Source organism: Mesorhizobium sp. IMUNJ 23232 (assembly GCF_044326205.1).
Lineage (GTDB): Bacteria > Pseudomonadota > Alphaproteobacteria > Rhizobiales > Rhizobiaceae > Kumtagia.
The window spans coordinates 71,935-87,961 of sequence record NZ_JBIRCY010000014.1; the positions used below are offsets into that span (position 1 = coordinate 71,935).

Genomic DNA, 16,027 nt, shown 5'->3' on the forward strand with positions numbered 1-16,027 from the left:
GCGGCGATGTGCCGGAGGGTCAATGCAGCGCGCCGACGCCGAGCAGCCGTTCGACCGTCTCGGGCTCTGCGGAAAGATCTGCCGGCGTGCCCGCCCAGGCGACCCGGCCACGCTCCAGAATGATGACACGGTCGGCGAAGGCGAGCGCGCTTTCGATGCGCTGCTCGACCAGCAGGATGGTCATCTCGCCGGTCGAGGCGAGGCGAGTGAAGGCCACCATCAGTTCTTCGCAGATGACGGGCGCCAGTCCTTCCAGCGGTTCGTCGAGCAGCAGCACCGTCGGCCGGCCCAAAATGGTACGGGCGGTGGACAGCATCTGCTGCTCGCCGCCGGAAAGCTGGTTGCCCATGTTGCGCCGGCGCTCCTTGAGGCGCGGGAACATTGCGTAGGCTTCCGCGATCGCCGAGCGCTCGCGGCCCTTCAGCCCGACGACGAGGTTCTCTTCGACCGTCAGCGACGGGAAAACGCAGCGCGCTTGCGGCACGTAGCCGAGGCCGAGCCGGGCGCGGGCGGAACTTTCAAGGTGGGCAATCGCCGTATCGCCGAGACGGATGTCGCCGCCATGCCGGCGCGTTTGGCCGGCGATGGTGGCGAGCAGCGTGGTCTTGCCCATGCCGTTGCGGCCGAGCACGGCGAGCCGGGTGCCAGCGGGAACCGAGAAGGTCACCTCCTCGATGACGCGGGTCGGCCCGTAGCCGGCGCTGAGGCCGGAAACGTCAAGCGGTGCGGCGGGCATCGGCATAGCTCCCGAGATAGGCTTCGCGCACGCGCTGGTCCGCCGTCACAGCCTGCGGGGAGCCGTCGAAGATGACGGCCCCGCCCGCCAGAACGATGACGCGCTTGGCGAAGCGGAAGATCAGGTCCATGTCGTGGTCGATCATCAGCACCGCCAGGTCCGGCGGCAGGCCGGCAAGGGCGGCCTCGATGCGCGGCGTGTCGCTTTGCGGCACCCCGGCCGCCGGTTCGTCGAGCAGCAGCACTTTCGGCTGCAGCGCCAGCGCCAGCGCGATCTCCAGCAGCCGCTGCTGGCCATAGGCGATCTCGCTGACACGGTGGCCCGCCACGCCGTCAATACCGAGGGTCGCAAGCAGCCGGTGCGCCTCGGCGGTCACGTCGGGCATGGACTGGAAATGGCCGAACAGCCTTCCCGACCGGCCCTGCCGCTGCAGGATGGCGAGTCCCACATGCTCCTGCGGCGTCATCTCGGAGAACAGCCGCGTCACCTGGAAGGAGCGCACCAGGCCCTTCTTCACACGCGCGGTCTGACCGAGCTCACTGACGTCCTCGCCGGCGAGGAAAACCTTGCCGGAATCCGGCCTGACCAGCCCGGTGACCAGATTGACGAAGGTGGTCTTGCCGGCGCCGTTAGGCCCGATCAGCGCGACGCGGTCGCCGGGTTGCATTGCGATCGAGACATCCTGCGTGACCGCCAGGCCGCCAAAGAATTTTTTGAGGTGCTCGACCTGGAAGACGGCGCTCATGACCGGCGCTCCCGGAACCGTTCGGCGATGAGGGCGGCCGCGCCGAACAGCCCCTTCGGCGCGAACAGGACGACGGCGATCAGCAGTGCGCCGACGATGGTCAGCCAGTGGAAGGGATTCGCGGCCGAGACGAAATCCTCGAACAGCATGAAGGCGACGGTGCCGATCAGCGCGCCGTAGAGCGACCCCGTGCCGCCCAAAACCAGCATGACCAGCGCCTCGGCCGAGGTGGTGAAGCTCAGACTGTCGAGCCCGACGACCTGCGTCGAGATCGCAGCGAGCGCGCCGCCGGCGCCGGCCACCGCACCGGAGATGGCGTACATCTTGAGCAGCGTGAGCCGTACCGAGATCCCCATGGCGGCGACGCGGATTGGGTCTTGGCTGATGCCGCGGCAGAGCATGCCGAATGGCGAGCGCACCAGTTGCCTGAGCAGCAGGAAGACGATGGCGATCAGCGCGACGCCGAAGACATAGGCGGTGCGGCCCCAGAGGTCGAACTGGAAGAGCCCCAGCACCGGATCGGGCGAGATGCCGGACAGGCCGTCCGAGCCGCCGGTCCAGGCAGAAGCCTTGTTGGCCGCCTCGTGAAAAAGGTGGATGACGGCAATCGACAGCACCAGTTGCGACAGGCCGTGGCCGCGCAGGATGACGAAGCCGGAAACAAGGCCGGCGAGCGCACCGCCGATGATGCCGACCAACACCATGGCGAAGGGATCGCTGATGCCGAAATGCGCGGCGCCGATGCCGGCTGCATAGGCGCCGGCGCCGAACAGTGCGGCATGGCCGAGCGTGGCGACGCCCGAATAGCCGGTGACGAGGTCGAGCGACAGGACGAGCAGCATCAGCGCCAGGATTCTGGTCAGCAGCGCGAGGTTATTCGGGAACAACACGTAGCCAAGCGCTGCCGCCGCGAGGAGGATGCCGAGGCCGGCGAGATCGCGCACCAGCCAGCTATGGCGGGCGGATGGCCGTGCTGCGCCGGTATCGTGGCTGATCGCCGCCATCTACCGCGACCGCCCCAGGAGACCATTCGGAAACACCGAAACGATGGCGATGACGGCGAGATAGAAGAAGAACTCGCCATATTCGGGCAGCAGGTAACGGCCCGTCGTATCGATCGCGCCGAGCAGCAGGCAGGCGACCAGCGCGCCGGGGATGGAGCCCGCGCCGCCGACTGACACCACGACCAGGAAGGTCACCATGTAGCGTAGCGCGTAATAGGGCTCGATCGGCAGCAGTTCCGCGCCGACGATGCCGCCGAACGCCGCCAGCCCGACGGCAACGGCGAAGCTCACGGCGTAGACGACGCTGGTGCGCACCCCAAGCGAGGCGGCCATGGCGGCATTGTCGACGGATGCGCGCAGTTTCACGCCAAAAGCGGTCTTCTCGATCAGGAACCAGAGCGCCGCCGCGACCGCGACGCCGCAGAAGACGGCGAAGAGTTTTTGGGCGGCGATGGCGCGGAAGCCGATATCGACGGGACCTCGCAGGGGGTCGGGGAGCGGAATGGTCTTCAGCGTCGGCCCGAACACGTAGTTGGCGATACCGATGACGCAGAAGGTGATGCCGATGGTCATCAGCACCTGGGTCAGTTCCGGCTGGCCGTAGATACGGCGGTAGAGGAAACGTTCGACGGGGATGGCGATGATGATCGTGCCGGTGACGGCCAGAAGCACGGCCACGCCATAGGCCAGACCGAGATCTTTTGCGGCATAAGAGGCGATGTATCCACCGATCATAGCAAAGGCGCCATGCGCGAGGTTGACGACGCGCATCAGCCCCATCGTCACCGACAGGCCGATCGAGATGACGAACAGCACCATGCCGTAGGCAATGGCGTCCGCCGCTATGCTGAGGACGGTGTTCATGGATGGGTTCCGGCGTTTGCTCGCTGGATTATATTACAGTTGCCGGTTGCTCTTTGCGATCTCAGTGCGAAGGGACGCCGAGATCGCCAAAACAAACGCACCTTGAAACCAAGAACGCGTCCGCACGATCGGTCGTCGCGAGCGCTACTTCACCGCCGCCAGCCCCGGGTCGCCCATCTTCTCGAACGTCTGAATCTCCTTGTTGTAATAGGTCCCGTCTTCTGCCTTGGCGACCTCGCGCAGATAGATGTTCTGGGTGATGTGGCGGCTGTCGGCGTCGATCGCCACCGGCCCGCGCGGGCTTTCCCAAGCGAGGCCCTTGACGGCGTCGACCGCCTTCTGTGCGTTCTGCTCGCCGCCGGTGGCCTCGATCATCTTGTAGATGACATGCATGCCGTCATAGGCGCCGACGGATGGGAAGGAGAGTTCGGCAGGATTGCCGATCGCCTTGCGCGCCGCCTCGACGAATGTCTTGTTCTCGGGGCTGTCATGGGCGATGGAGTAGTGGAAGGTGGTGAGGATGCCGAGCGCGCTGTCGCCCAGCGCCGGCAGGTCGGATTCCTGCGTCAGGTCGCCGGGGGCGAGGAAGGTGACGCCGGCCTCCTTCACGCCGTTTTCGTTGTAGGCTTTCACGAAACCCAGCGTCGTCGGGCCGGATGGCAGGAAGGCGAAAACGGCATCCGCGCCGGAATCCTTTACGCGTTGCATAATCGGGCTGAAATCGTTGGTCGACAGCGGCATGCGGATGGATTCCACCACCTCGCCGCCATCGGCCTTGAACGTTGTGGTGAAGGCTGTCTCGGCGTCGACGCCAGGGCCATAGTCGCTGACCACGGTGATGACCTTTTTCACGCCGCGCCCCTTGGCGACCTTCGCCATCGGCACGGAGGTCTGCCACAGCGTGAAGGAGGTGCGCACGACCAGCGGGCTTTTGGTGACGATCGCCGAGGTCGCGGCGTTCATGATGACCAGGGGCACGTTGGCCTGTTCGAGGATCGGCGTCACCGCCATGGCGTCCGGCGTGAAATAGAAGCCGGCGAGATACTGCACGCCTTCCTTTACCACCAGTTCCTGCGCCAGCGCCTTGGCCTGGGCGGGGTCGGCGGTAGGGATGTCGCGGTAGACGATCTCGATATCGTCGTCGCCGACCTTGGCGCCGTTGAGCGCCATCCAGGCGTCGATGCCGGCTTTGAAATTCTTGCCCTGGATGGCGAACGGGCCGGAGAACGGGCCGACCACGCCGACCTTGATCGTGTCGGCACTGGCCGGGCCGACAAGCGCGATGGCCGCGACCGCGGCCAGCAACAGATTTCGCATGGGACCTCCACTCGCAGACGATCGGCAGAGCCTCCCCAGGCACGCGTTTCCGATCGTGGTTTCGATTTTTCCCATGTCGATCAGGTGATGTAAAATGAAAAGAACACGGGAATTCATAACTCACGGGTTGTTATCGCGGAAGGCCTGACGGCACCTGGCGTCGTAAACGCGTCACACCGGCAGGCCGACATAATTTTCCGCCAGCGCCGCCGAAGCCGCCCGGGAATGGACGAGATAATCGAGCTCGGCTTCCTGGATGCGCTGGCCGAAATCGTCGGTGTCGGGGAAGCGGTGGAGCATCGTGGTCATCCACCATGAGAAGCGCACCGCCTTCCAGACGCGCGACAGGGCGCGTTGCGAATAGGCGTCGAGGCCGGCTGAAGACCCCTCGGCATAGTGATCGCGAAAAGCCTCGAAGAGGTAACGCACGTCGCTGGCGGCGAGGTTCAGGCCCTTGGCACCGGTGGGCGGCACGATATGCGCGGCGTCGCCGGCCAGGAACAGTTTTCCGAAGCGCATCGGCTCGGCGACGAAGGAGCGCAGCGGCGCGATGGATTTTTCAAAGGAGGGGCCTGTGGTGACAGCGTCTGTGACGGTTTCGGGCAGGCGGCGGCGCAATTCGTCCCAGAAGCGCTGGTCGCTCCAGTCTTCGACCCGGTCGTCGATCGGGCACTGGACATAGTAGCGGCTGCGGGTTGGCGAGCGCATGGAGCAGAGCGCAAAACCGCGCGCATGGTTGGCGTAGACCAGTTCGGCGTCGGCGGGCGGAACTTCGGCGAGAACGCCCAGCCAGCCGAACGGATAGCGCCGCTCGTAGGTTTTCAGCGCCCCGGCCGGCGCGGCCTGGCGGCTGACGCCATGAAAACCGTCGCAGCCGGCGATGTAGTCGCAGTCGATGCGGTGGCTTGCGCCGCCGTGGTCGAAACTCACGAAAGGCGAGGAGCCGTCGAACCCTGCCGGAGCGACGTTGGTCACCTCGAAACAGGTCGCAAGTCCGCCGGCTTCGCGCGCCTCCATCAGGTCGCGCGTCACTTCCGTCTGGCCGTAGACGGTGACGTGTTTTCCGTCGGTCAGGGCAGAAAGATCGAGCCGGTGCAGGCGGTTGTCGAAGGCGAGCGAGATGCCGTGGTGCGGCAGGCCCTCGGCACGTAGGCGGCGGGCGACACCGGCCTGTTCGAGCAGGTCGACCGTGCCTTGCTCCAGCACGCCGGCGCGGACGCGGGCGAGCACGTGGTCGCGGGTCGAGCGCTCGAGGATGATGGTGTCGACGCCGATGCCTGCGAGCAACTGGCCGAGCAGCAGGCCCGCCGGTCCGGAGCCGATGATGACCACCTGGGTGCGCAATCTTTGACCGGCGGGGCTCATATCAGGCTTTTCCAGCGAGAGAGGTTTCGCCGAATTTTTCGATGCCGGTGGCGAGGTCGATGGCAGTGCGCAGCGCGGCGGCAGTGGCCACCGCCATCTGCGGCAAAAGCAGCCATTCGAGCGTCCAGGCGGAGCCCGAGCGCTCAAGCTCATGGACCAGCGACTGGTGCATGCCGGAAAGCTGCACGGCGTTGAAGCGGGCGAGCGTCACCAGCGTCTCCGCCTGCACCGGGTTCTGCTTGTGCGGCATGGCCGACGATCCGCCGCCGCCGGCAAGTTTTATCGTGCGTCCGTCGAGTGCCATCAGGGTGACGTCCTGACCAAATTTTCCGAGACTGCCGGTGACCAATGACAGCCAGCCGGTGAAGTCGGCGAGGGTGTCGCGCTGGCTGTGCCATTGCGGCTTGTCACCGAGGCCGAGTCTTTCGGCCAGCGATTTGCGCACTGGCAAGGCCTTGTCGCCGAGAGCTTCAAGTGTGCCGACCGCACCGCCGAACTGCACGGTGAACAGGTCTTCGGACAGGTGGGTGAGGCGGTCGCGATGCCGCCGGAGAGGCGCTTGCCAGACGGCGATGCGGTCGGCAGCGCGGATCGGCAGCGCCGGTTGCATGCGGGTGACCCCCATCAGCGTATTGCCGCCGAATTTTTCGCCAAGCGCCCCGAACTGACGGTCTAGCTTCGCTAGCCGAGCATCGAGACCGGCAACGAGGCTCTTTAGCCGCAGGACCAGCGACGTGTCGATGACGTCCTGGCTGGTCGCGCCGAAATGGACTTTTTCGCCGTGCGGATCGCCGACGGCTTTCCGCAACTGGCGTACCAGTTCGGGCACGAGCATGCCGTCGCGCGCGGTGGCCTCGCGCAGTCTTGCGATGTCGGGCTGGAAGCCGGCGATGGCGGCGATGATTGCTTTCGCCGTGTCCCTGCCGATGACACCATTCTCGGCTTGTGCTTCCGCCAATGCGCTTTCGAAAGCCAGCATCGCGGCGAGTTCGGCCTCGAAGGAAAAATGCTTCGCCGCCGTCTCATCGCCGAGCAAGCCGGACTGGATCGGATGGTCGAAGGGCGAGACGGTCATGGGCGGTTAGCTGTCAAAGAACACCGTCTCATCTTCGCCCTGCAACCTTATGTCGAAGGCGTAGCCATCGGCGGTGCGCTCCGCGAGCAGCGTTTTCGCGCGCGAAAAATGTTCGATGCGGGAAAGGATAGGGTCCTCGGCATTGGCGGCGGCCTCGTCGGCAAAATAGAGGCGTGTGTGCAGGCCGATATTGATACCGCGCGCCACGATCCAGAGCGTAATGTGCGGCGCCATCAGGCCGTTGCCGTGCGGCACGCGGCCGGGCTTGATCGTGAGGAAGCGGCATTCGCCGGTCTGCATGTCGGTTGCCTGCCGGCCCCAACCGGAAAAGTTCGGATCGGCTTTTCCGCGCGTGTCGGAGGGCGAGTTATAGAAACCCTGCGCGTCGGCCTGCCAGATCTCGACCAGCGCGTCGCGCAGCGGCGTATCCGCGCCGTCAAGCACGCGGATGGTCAGTGCGATGCGTTCACCGACAGTCTTGTCGTTGACCATACCGGCGCCGAGGTCCGTGGGATAGACGCCGCCGATGCCGCAGAATTCCGGCGTCAATCCGATATGCACATAGGGACCGGCTGTCTGTGAAGGCGTCTCCTTGAGCGGGTGATCGACCATCAGTTGCCCTCCGGCCGGTTCTCGAACGGCGTGGAGCGGCGCCCGCGCAGCACGATGTCGAAGCGGTAGGCGAGGGCGTCCATGGGGATCGCCGCCTGCATGTCGAGCATGGCGATCAGCATCTCGACCGCCGCCTTGTCGGGGATCGTTCGCACGATCGGGCAGCGCCAGATCAGCGGGTCGCCCTCGAAATACATCTGCGTGATCAGCCGTTGCGCGAAACCGTGGCCGAACACGGAGAAGTGGATGTGCGCCGGCCGCCAGTCGTTGGGGCCGTTCGGCCAGGGATAGGGCCCGGGGCGGATGGTGCGGAACGCGTAGCCGCCGTCCTCGTCCGTAATGGTGCGCCCACAGCCGCCGAAATTCGGGTCGAGCGCGGTGAGGTAGCCATCCTTGACATGCCGGTAACGGCCGCCGGCATTGGCCTGCCAGAATTCGAGCAGCGCGCCGGCCACGCCCTTGCCGCGCTCGTCGACGACGCGGCCATGGACGATGATGCGTTCGCCGATGGCGCTTTCACCCGGCCGGGCGAAATTGTGGATCAGGTCATTGTCGAACTCGCCGAGCATGTCGTGGCCGAAGACCGGGCCGGCGATTTCGGACAGCGTGTTGTCGAAGGAGAGTAGCGCACGCTGCGGCGAGCGCAGCACCGAACTCTTGTAGCCCGGCGCCAGGGCCGGCGGATGCCAGGTCCGGTCGCGCGGATAGAAGCCGCCGGTCTCCTGGCCCCCGTTGGAACCGGGCCTAGCGGCCATGGCCGTCCGCCTCGCGGTCCATCTCTGCAAAAGCTTCCTTGGCGATCTTGAAGGCGCGATTGGCCGCCGGTACGCCGGCATAGATCGCGACGTGCAGAAACGCCTCGCAAAGGTCGTCGCGCGAGGCGCCGGTGTTGGCGGTGGCGCGAACATGCATGGCGAGTTCGTCGTCATGGCCGAGCGCGGCGAGCAGGGCGAGCGTGACGATCGAGCGCTCGCGCTTCGACCAGCCCGGCCGCGCCCACACCGTGCCCCAGGCCGCCTCGGTGATCAGTTGCTGGAAAGGGCGGTCAAATTCGGTGGTGTTGGTCTCGGCGCGGTCGACATGCGAATCGCCGAGCACCGACCGGCGCACGGCAAGGCCGGTCCTGTAGCGGTCGGGGTTGGCCGGGATCTCGTTCATGTCATGCTCCGGAGGCGACAAAGCCGCGGATCAGAGCGGCAAGCGCGTCCGGCTGCTCGACGCAAGGAATGTGGCCGGCGTCTCGGATAATATCGAAGCGCGAGCCCGGGATCAGATTTGCCAGCGAACGTACGAGGTCCGGCGGGGTCGAGCCGTCCTGGTCGCCGACGACGCAGAGGGTGCGGACGGCGATGTCAGCGGTCGCGTCGGTATAGTCGGCGTCGCGGATTGCCGCGCAAGTGCCCGCATACCCCGCGACCGGCTGGCGGATGAGCATGTTGCGATAGCCTGCCAGTTCCGCCGCCCGGTTCGCGTGAAAATGCGGTGTGAACCACTTTTCCATGACACCATCGGCGATGGCGGCCATGCCTTGCGCTTCGACCGTGGCGATGCGCGTGTTCCACATCTCGGCGGTACCGATCCTGTGTGCGGTGTCGCAGAGGATCAGCGACGCCACCAGCTCTGGCCGCCTCTGATAGAGCCGCTGGGCGATCAGCCCGCCGACCGACAGGCCGCAGATGATTGCACGGCCGATGACGAGACGCTCGAGGAGCCAGAGCAGATCGTCGACATGATCGTCGATGGAGCGGATGCCGTCGCCAAGGTCGGACAGGCCATGGCCGCGCTTGTCGTAGACGAGTGTCGGAGCCTCGTCCGCGAGATCGGCTGCAACGGTATCCCATATGCGGAAGTCGGTGCCGAGCGAATTGATGAAGACGATCGGCTCCGCGTCCGCGCTCGACGGCGTGAAACGATAATGCAGCGAGACGCCGCCGATCTTGGCAAACGACACGGCTTGTTCCTCCAGAGCGCATCTCAACAGGCCTCCACACACGTTGCACCACCTGTTTGGTTCAGTAAAATGATATTTTTGGGCCTTTCGCTAACTCCAGGGTTATAACATGGTCGATACCCGCGTGCGGTTCCGGCATCTCCAGACCTTTCTGGAGGTAGCCCGGCAGAAGAGCGTGGCGCGGGCAGCCGACCTCCTGCATGTCAGCCAGCCGGCGGTGACAAAGACCTTGCGGGAGCTGGAGGACATCCTCGGCGTGGCGGTGGTCGAGCGCGAGGGCCGAGGTATCCGCGTCACCCGCATGGGCGAGATTTTTCTGCGCCACGCCGGCATGTCGATCAGCGCGCTGAAGCAGGGTGTGGATTCGGTGCGGCAGGGCGGCTCGGGCGACCGCAACCCGATCCGCATCGGCGCGTTGCCGACGGTGTCGGTGCGCGTCATGCCTGTGGCGATCGACCTGTTCCTGAAGGAAAAGACCGGCGCGGCGATCAAGATCGTGACGGGCGAGAATTCGGTGCTGCTGGAGCAGTTGCGGCTGTCGGCGCTCGACATCGTCGTCGGCCGACTGGCAGCGCCGGAAAAGATGACCGGCTTCTTCTTCGAGCACCTCTATTCCGAGCCGGTCAAGTTTGTCGTCAGGGCCGGCCATCCGTTGCTGGAACCCGGCGAGAATGTTTTTGCGCGGCTGGCGCAGTTTCCGGTGCTGATGCCGACGCGCGAGTCGGTGATCCGGCCGTTTGTCGACCGGCTTTTCATCGCCAACGGGCTGGCGGCGCTTCCGACCGAAATCGAGACGGTTTCGGATTCATTCGGCCGCGCCTTCCTGCGCGGCAGCGATGCAGTGTGGATCATCTCGGCGGGCGTGGTCGCCGACGAATTGCAGCGCGGCGTATTCGCAGCGCTGCCGGTCAACACGGATGACACACGCGGCCCCGTCGGCCTCACGATGCGCACGGACACGCCACTATCGCCGGCGTTTTCGGTGCTGTTGCAGACGCTGAGGGAGGCGGCGAAGAGAGGGCAGTAGGCAGTAGGCAGTAGGCAGTAGGCAGTAGGGGCTACCGTCGCGGCTCAAAACCAGATCAGCCAGATGAGCTGCAGGACGATCAGCACGATGATATCCCAGAAGATCATTTCTCCGATCGTGAACCAGCGGCGCTTGCTGTTGAACCGATAGAACAGCCAGGCGAAGAGCGCCGTGATCGGGAAGGGGATGAAGACGATCAGGGCGCTCACGGCAAGCGCATTCCGGTCTTTGCATCGAAGGCGTGCAGGGCGCCCGCCGGGAAACGCAGGTGCAGCAGTGCGCCATGTTCGGGACCGCGCCTGCCGTTGGGTGCGCGCACGATCAGGCTGCTGGCGCCGCGCCGTGCGAAGATCAGCATGTCCGGTTCGACATGCTCGACCACGTCCACCTCAAAAACTACGGAATCCGCCGCCGAGGCGTCGACCAGCTCGATCTGTTCGGGACGAATGCCGAGCGTGATCGGTCCGTTCGGCAGGTCCGGCACCCGCCATTCGAAACCCGCCGCCCGGAAGACGCCGCCGTTCACGGTGCCGTCAAACGTGTTCATCGCCGGCCGGCCCATGAATTCGGCGACGAAGCGGCTGGCCGGCTTGCGGTAAACGGTCTGCGGCGTATCGAACTGCACGAGCTCGCCGTCGCGCAGCACGGCGACGCGGGTGGCGAGCGTCATCGCCTCTTCCTGGTCGTGGGTAACGAACACGAAGGTCTTTCGCAGTTCGCGGTGCAGGCGCTTCAGCTCGGTGCGCATGTGCAGCCGGAGCAAGGCGTCGAGATTGGAGAGCGGCTCGTCCATCAGGCAGATGTCGGGCTGCCAGACCAGCGCGCGGGCGACCGCGACGCGCTGCGCCTGGCCGCCCGAGAGCTGGCCGGGCTTGCGGTGGAGGTAACGGCCGATCTGCAGGAGGTCGGCCATGGCCTTGACACTGCGCTCGATCTCGGCGCGCGGGATTTTCCGAACGCGCAGCGGATAGGCGATGTTCTCGAAAACCGTCTTGTGGCTGTAGAGCGCATAGTTCTGGAACACCATGCCGATGCCGCGCAGGCGCGGGGGCAGGGCGGTGATGTCGCGCCCTCCGACCAGGATGCGGCCGCCGGTCGGGTTCTCCAGCCCGGCGAGCACCCGGCAGGCAGTGGTCTTGCCGGAGCCGGACGGCCCGAGCAGCACGATGAACTCGCCCATCTCGAAGGCGAGGTCGAGCCCGTGCAGGGCCGCCGTGCCGTCCGGAAAGATCTTTGAGACGCCCTCGAAAACGATGCCCATGCACGATCAGCCCTTGACGGCGCCAAATGTCAGTCCGCGGACCAGTTGCCGCTGGACGATGAAGGTGAAGACGACGATCGGCAGCGTGGCGACGATCGCCACCGCCGCCACCTGCCCCCACAAAGTGCCGTGCGGCGTCACAAGACCAGGAATGCCCACCGTCAGGGGCCGGCCCTCGAAGGCGACGAGGATGAAGGCGTAGAGGAATTCGTTCCACGACAGGATGAAGCAGAGCACCGCGGTCGCGGCGAGGCCGGGCGCGGCGAGCGGCACCACGATGAACAGGAAGGCGCCGAGCCGCGAGCGCCCGTCCATGACCGCCGCCTCATCGATCTCCCTCGGAATGTCGGCGAAGAAGCCGCGCATCATCCAGACCACCAGCGACAGGTTGAAGGAGGTGTGGGCGATCACCACGGCGTAGATCGTGTCGATCAGCCCGAGCGCGGTGAAGAACAGGAACAGCGGCACGGCGATCGAGATCGGCGGCGCCATGCGGGTCGTCAGGAAAAAGAAGAACAGGTCTTCTTTGCCCGGGAAATCCATGCGGGCGAAGACGTAGGCAGCCGGCGCACCGATGGCGATGCAGAGCGCGGTCGATGAGGTGGATATGACCAGCGAATTGATGGCGAGCGGCCAGTAGTCCTTGCCGATGAAGACGGCGGGATAGTTGGCGAGCGTCGGCGTGAACGTCCATTTGGGGATGGAGGCGAACAGGTCGACGCGATTCTTGAACGACGCCAGCACGATCCATAGATAGGGCGTGAGCGCGATTACCACCGCGACGGCCAGCACGGCCCATGCGAATACGATCCACGGACGGCTTGCTGGGCGATCCATCAGGAATGCCCTCCGAGCGGCGTTGGCCGGTTGGCCGACCAGTAGATCGCCTTGTAGAAGATCGAGCACAGGATCAGCACGACGAGGTAGACCATGAAGGCGACCGCCGCGCCGTAGCCGAGGTCCCAGTTCCGAAAATTGACGCGGTAGGCATAGATGGAGACGAGTTCGGTCAGCGTGCCCGGCCCGCCGCCGGTCATGATGAACACCTTGTCGAATTCCTTGAAGGCGTCGATGCCGCGCAGGAGCAGCACCAGGGCGATGATCGGCCGAAGCAGCGGCAGCATCACGTCGAGGAAGATGCGCAGCGGGCCTGCGCCGTCCATCATCGCCGCCTCGATCGGCGAGCGCGGCAGGCTCATCAGCCCGGCCAGCATGACCAGCGTCACGAATGGCGTCCACTGCCAGACGTCGATGGCGACGATGGCCGGAAAGACGAGATCCGGCGACGACAGCACGGCGGCGTTCTGCGACAGCAGGCCGACCTTGCGCATGTAGTAGGTCACCATGCCGAAATCGCCCTGCAGCAGCAGGCGCCAGATCAGCCCAACGGCGACGGGAGCGATCATCATCGGGATGAGCAGCAGCGTGGTCAGCAGGCGCTGGCGGGCAACAAATCTGAAGATCAGGAAGGCGAGCGCGAAGCCCAGCACGAATTCGACCGAGACGGCCAGCGCCACGAACCGCAGTGTCAGCAGGAACGAGTCCCAGAACAGCGGGTCGTCCCGCATGAGTTTGCGGAAATTGTCGAGGCCGATGAAATTGCCGTTGCGGCTGGCGTCGGCAAAGCTCAGGTCCGTCGTCGCGGTGTACATCATGTAGTAGAACGGGCCGACGAGGAACACGACGACGAGTAGCGTCGCCGGCAGGACCAGCAGTGGTCCGACGCCGCGGTCGAGCAGGAGCGTTCCACGGGTGCTGGCGGCTCTTGTGGTCACGGGTAAACCGGCCTCGAACGATGATGATAAAAAGGGGACGGCCGCCCAAAAGGGCGGCCGTCGCGCGGCGTCACGAGCCTACAGTGCCGGATGGCTCATGGGCGCGCAGGAGCCGAGAAGTTCCGAGATTTCCTTGGCGGCCGTGTCGAGCGCGGTCTTCGAACTCTTTTCGCCGGTGAGCGAGGAGGAGAGCTCGCGCACGAGGATGTCGGTCATCTCGGAGGATTGCGGCAGCGTCGCCTTCGGCCTGCCGGCTTCGTGAGCGGCCATCGAGGCGTTGGAATAGGGCAGTTTTTGCACCTCGGCCGCGGCATAGACATCGGGCCGGCCGGTGGCGCCGCCATGCAGGTGCTGGTCCAACTGGCGGTCGTAGCCCATCATCCACTGGATGAAGAGAAAGGCGGCCTGCTGGTTCTTGGAATAGGTTGGCACAAGGTAGGTCCAGCCTTCGATCTGGCCGACCTTGCCGCCTTCGCCCTGCGGGGTGATGTCGAAGCCGACCTTGCCGACCACCGTCGAGGCGGTTTCGTCGACGGCGACGGCGTAGGTGGCGTCGTTCCACATGATCAGCTCGGCGACCTTGCCCTGCTGCATGAGGGCCATCACGTCGTCCCAGAAATAGTTCAGGCTATCCGGCGGTGAAAAGGCGAGCAGGCTCTTGTAGTAGTCGAGCGCCGCTATGGCCTGCGGGCTGTTGACGACGACCGGGCCGCATTCCGAGCCGCTCTTCACGTCGAGCACGTCGCCGCCGAAGGAGTAGAGGAAGTTCAGCCATTCATACCACAGCGCCTCGTGGCGCTTGGCCTGCAAGGCGGTGCCGTAGAGGCCCCGGTCGGGTCGATAAAACCATTCGGCGATATCGCGATACTGGTCCCAGTTCTGGGCGGGGGCGAGGTCGTAGCCGTATTTTGCCTTGAAACCTTCCATCTCCTTGGGATCGGAGAGCAGGTCGGTGCGATACCACATGAACAGGTTCAGCACGGTGAACGGAAAGCCGTATTCCTTGCCGTCGTACCAGGAGATCTCCTTCCACGGCTTCTGATAAAGTTGCTCTTCCGGCTTGAACGTCGGGTCGCGGAGCGCCGGATCATTCATGAAGCCGCTGAGTTCCAGAAGATGGCCGTTGGTGGCGAATTTGCCGAGCTCGCGATGCGGCTGGATGATGACGTCGTAGCGGCCGCGCTTCGAGTTGAGGTCGAGCTGCACCTTGTTGACCGCTTCCGAATGCTCGTACATCTCGACTTCGACGTCGATGCCGGTGGCCTGCTCGAATTGCGGTGCGAGTTTTGCCAGCGCTTCCAGCGGCGGCAGTGCCTCGCCGACCACGCGGATGGTTGCGCCGCTGTAAGGCTTCGCGGCTTCTTCCAGTGTCCATGCCCCAGCCTGTGCGACATGCAACAGGACTGAGGCGATGCCTCCCATGATGAGGCGGCCTGCCAGGCTCTTCATGACGATCTCCCGAATGTTCCCTTTTCGCAACGCTTTGTGGCATAGAATGTGCCATGTCGCAAACAAAAATGTGGCAAGTTGCAAAGTTCTGTGACACGATGCTGGGACCATTTTGTGCGGGCCGGGATCGACGCGCGGCCAAAAAGAATGCAAGGTGCCACATCGTGATGGATTTCATTTTCATGCTGACGCGCGACGACCGCACGGTCGAGGACAGCCTTGACCTGATGAGACTGATCGAGCCCGTCGGTTTGAAACATCTGGGCTTCAAGGATATCGGCGTGCCGCCCGCGGTGCTGAAAACGTTGGTTGCAGACATCCACGGGGCCGGCGCGGTCTCCTACATGGAAGTGGTCTCGACCACGTCGGAGGCCTGCCTGCAATCGGCGCGAATTGCTAGGGATCTCGGTGTGCAGCGGCTGCTCGGCGGCACGCAGGTTGACGAGATCCTCGAGGTTCTGGATGGCAGCGAAACTACCTATTTTCCCTTCCCCGGCAGGCCGGTCGGACATCCGACAAAACTCGGCGGCACTGCGGCGGATGTGGAGGCCGATTGCCGGGGATTTGTCGGCAAGGGCTGCGCCGGATGCGATATCCTCGCCTATCGCGCGACGGAGGCCGACCCGATTGATCTGGTTCGCGCCGCGCGAAAAGGGCTGGGACCGGACAAATATCTGATCGTCGCCGGTGCGGTGACGTCCGTTGAGCGGATCAGGGCGGTCAAGGCAGCGGGCGCGGACGCCTTCACCATCGGTACGGCGGTGTTCAACGGCTCCTATTCGCCGTCGAAGGGTTCGATCCTCTCGCAGCTTCGCGACGTTCTCGCCGACTGCGAGAGCGCCTGAG

18 protein-coding genes are annotated in these 16,027 nt (G+C 64.9%); 2 read left to right on the forward strand and 16 right to left on the reverse strand.

Going from position 1 to position 16,027, the window contains the following annotated elements; genetic code table 11:
- Window positions 1-19: 19 nt before the first annotated feature.
- The 11 genes from ACH196_RS12850 to pcaD form a co-directional block, all read right to left on the reverse strand.
- The gene (locus tag ACH196_RS12850) at window positions 20-736 is read right to left on the reverse strand and encodes an ABC transporter ATP-binding protein (RefSeq protein WP_396647294.1); all 717 of its coding nucleotides are present in this window, start codon (window positions 734-736) and stop codon (window positions 20-22) included.
- Window positions 717-1,481 (reverse strand): ABC transporter ATP-binding protein, encoded by a 765-nt coding sequence (locus tag ACH196_RS12855; RefSeq protein ID WP_396647295.1) that lies wholly within the window; start codon window positions 1,479-1,481, stop codon window positions 717-719. Before ACH196_RS12855 ends, ACH196_RS12850 begins: the two co-directional genes overlap by 20 nt.
- On the reverse strand, window positions 1,478-2,485 hold the full coding sequence (locus ACH196_RS12860) for a branched-chain amino acid ABC transporter permease (RefSeq protein ID WP_396647296.1): 1,008 nt from the start codon (window positions 2,483-2,485) through the stop codon (window positions 1,478-1,480). The genes ACH196_RS12855 and ACH196_RS12860 overlap by 4 nt, the downstream gene beginning before the upstream one ends.
- The gene (locus ACH196_RS12865) at window positions 2,486-3,349 is read right to left on the reverse strand and encodes a branched-chain amino acid ABC transporter permease (protein ID WP_396647297.1); all 864 of its coding nucleotides are present in this window, start codon (window positions 3,347-3,349) and stop codon (window positions 2,486-2,488) included. It lies immediately after the preceding gene.
- A gap of 144 nt (window positions 3,350-3,493) precedes the next feature.
- Entirely contained in the window at window positions 3,494-4,666 is a 1,173-nt protein-coding gene (locus tag ACH196_RS12870; RefSeq protein WP_396647298.1) for an ABC transporter substrate-binding protein, read from the reverse strand.
- A gap of 171 nt (window positions 4,667-4,837) precedes the next feature.
- The gene (gene pobA / locus ACH196_RS12875; RefSeq protein WP_396647362.1) at window positions 4,838-6,010 is read right to left on the reverse strand and encodes a 4-hydroxybenzoate 3-monooxygenase; all 1,173 of its coding nucleotides are present in this window, start codon (window positions 6,008-6,010) and stop codon (window positions 4,838-4,840) included.
- A gap of 22 nt (window positions 6,011-6,032) precedes the next feature.
- Window positions 6,033-7,106, reverse strand: coding sequence for a 3-carboxy-cis,cis-muconate cycloisomerase (locus tag ACH196_RS12880; protein ID WP_396647299.1), 1,074 nt, complete (start codon window positions 7,104-7,106; stop codon window positions 6,033-6,035).
- A gap of 6 nt (window positions 7,107-7,112) precedes the next feature.
- Window positions 7,113-7,718, reverse strand: coding sequence for a protocatechuate 3,4-dioxygenase subunit alpha (pcaG, locus tag ACH196_RS12885; RefSeq protein ID WP_396647300.1), 606 nt, complete (start codon window positions 7,716-7,718; stop codon window positions 7,113-7,115).
- Window positions 7,718-8,473, reverse strand: a complete 756-nt coding sequence (gene pcaH / locus ACH196_RS12890) for a protocatechuate 3,4-dioxygenase subunit beta (RefSeq protein ID WP_396647301.1) — start codon at window positions 8,471-8,473, stop codon at window positions 7,718-7,720. Before pcaH ends, pcaG begins: the two co-directional genes overlap by 1 nt.
- Window positions 8,463-8,876, reverse strand: a complete 414-nt coding sequence (gene pcaC / locus ACH196_RS12895) for a 4-carboxymuconolactone decarboxylase (RefSeq protein ID WP_396647302.1) — start codon at window positions 8,874-8,876, stop codon at window positions 8,463-8,465. Before pcaC ends, pcaH begins: the two co-directional genes overlap by 11 nt.
- A 1-nt stretch (window position 8,877) precedes the next feature.
- Window positions 8,878-9,669 carry a 3-oxoadipate enol-lactonase gene (pcaD, locus tag ACH196_RS12900; protein WP_396647303.1) on the reverse strand — a complete coding sequence of 264 codons (792 nt, stop codon included), beginning with the start codon at window positions 9,667-9,669 and terminating at the stop codon, window positions 8,878-8,880.
- 109 nt (window positions 9,670-9,778) lie between these two features.
- Here pcaD and pcaQ point away from each other — a divergent pair, with 109 nt between their 5' ends.
- Window positions 9,779-10,696, forward strand: coding sequence for a pca operon transcription factor PcaQ (gene pcaQ, locus ACH196_RS12905; protein ID WP_396647304.1), 918 nt, complete (start codon window positions 9,779-9,781; stop codon window positions 10,694-10,696).
- A 44-nt stretch (window positions 10,697-10,740) separates the two neighbouring features.
- Here the strand turns inward: pcaQ and ACH196_RS12910 are convergent, their stop codons facing one another.
- The 5 genes from ACH196_RS12910 to ACH196_RS12930 all read right to left on the reverse strand — a co-directional run bounded on the left by ACH196_RS12910 (window position 10,741) and on the right by ACH196_RS12930 (window position 15,181).
- Complete coding sequence (locus ACH196_RS12910; RefSeq protein WP_396647305.1) at window positions 10,741-10,905, reverse strand: hypothetical protein; 165 nt, start codon at window positions 10,903-10,905, stop codon at window positions 10,741-10,743.
- Window positions 10,902-11,957: an ABC transporter ATP-binding protein gene (locus tag ACH196_RS12915; protein WP_396647306.1), complete on the reverse strand. Its 1,056-nt coding sequence runs from the start codon at window positions 11,955-11,957 to the stop codon at window positions 10,902-10,904. The genes ACH196_RS12910 and ACH196_RS12915 overlap by 4 nt, the downstream gene beginning before the upstream one ends.
- A gap of 6 nt (window positions 11,958-11,963) precedes the next feature.
- Complete coding sequence (locus ACH196_RS12920; protein ID WP_396647307.1) at window positions 11,964-12,794, reverse strand: carbohydrate ABC transporter permease; 831 nt, start codon at window positions 12,792-12,794, stop codon at window positions 11,964-11,966.
- Entirely contained in the window at window positions 12,794-13,732 is a 939-nt protein-coding gene (locus ACH196_RS12925; RefSeq protein WP_396647308.1) for a carbohydrate ABC transporter permease, read from the reverse strand. Before ACH196_RS12925 ends, ACH196_RS12920 begins: the two co-directional genes overlap by 1 nt.
- Before the next feature lie 78 nt (window positions 13,733-13,810).
- Window positions 13,811-15,181 carry an ABC transporter substrate-binding protein gene (locus tag ACH196_RS12930; RefSeq protein WP_396647309.1) on the reverse strand — a complete coding sequence of 457 codons (1,371 nt, stop codon included), beginning with the start codon at window positions 15,179-15,181 and terminating at the stop codon, window positions 13,811-13,813.
- A gap of 164 nt (window positions 15,182-15,345) precedes the next feature.
- Here ACH196_RS12930 and ACH196_RS12935 point away from each other — a divergent pair, with 164 nt between their 5' ends.
- Window positions 15,346-16,026 (forward strand): 4-hydroxythreonine-4-phosphate dehydrogenase, encoded by a 681-nt coding sequence (locus ACH196_RS12935; RefSeq protein WP_396647310.1) that lies wholly within the window; start codon window positions 15,346-15,348, stop codon window positions 16,024-16,026.
- The last annotated feature ends 1 nt before the right edge of the window (window position 16,027 follow it).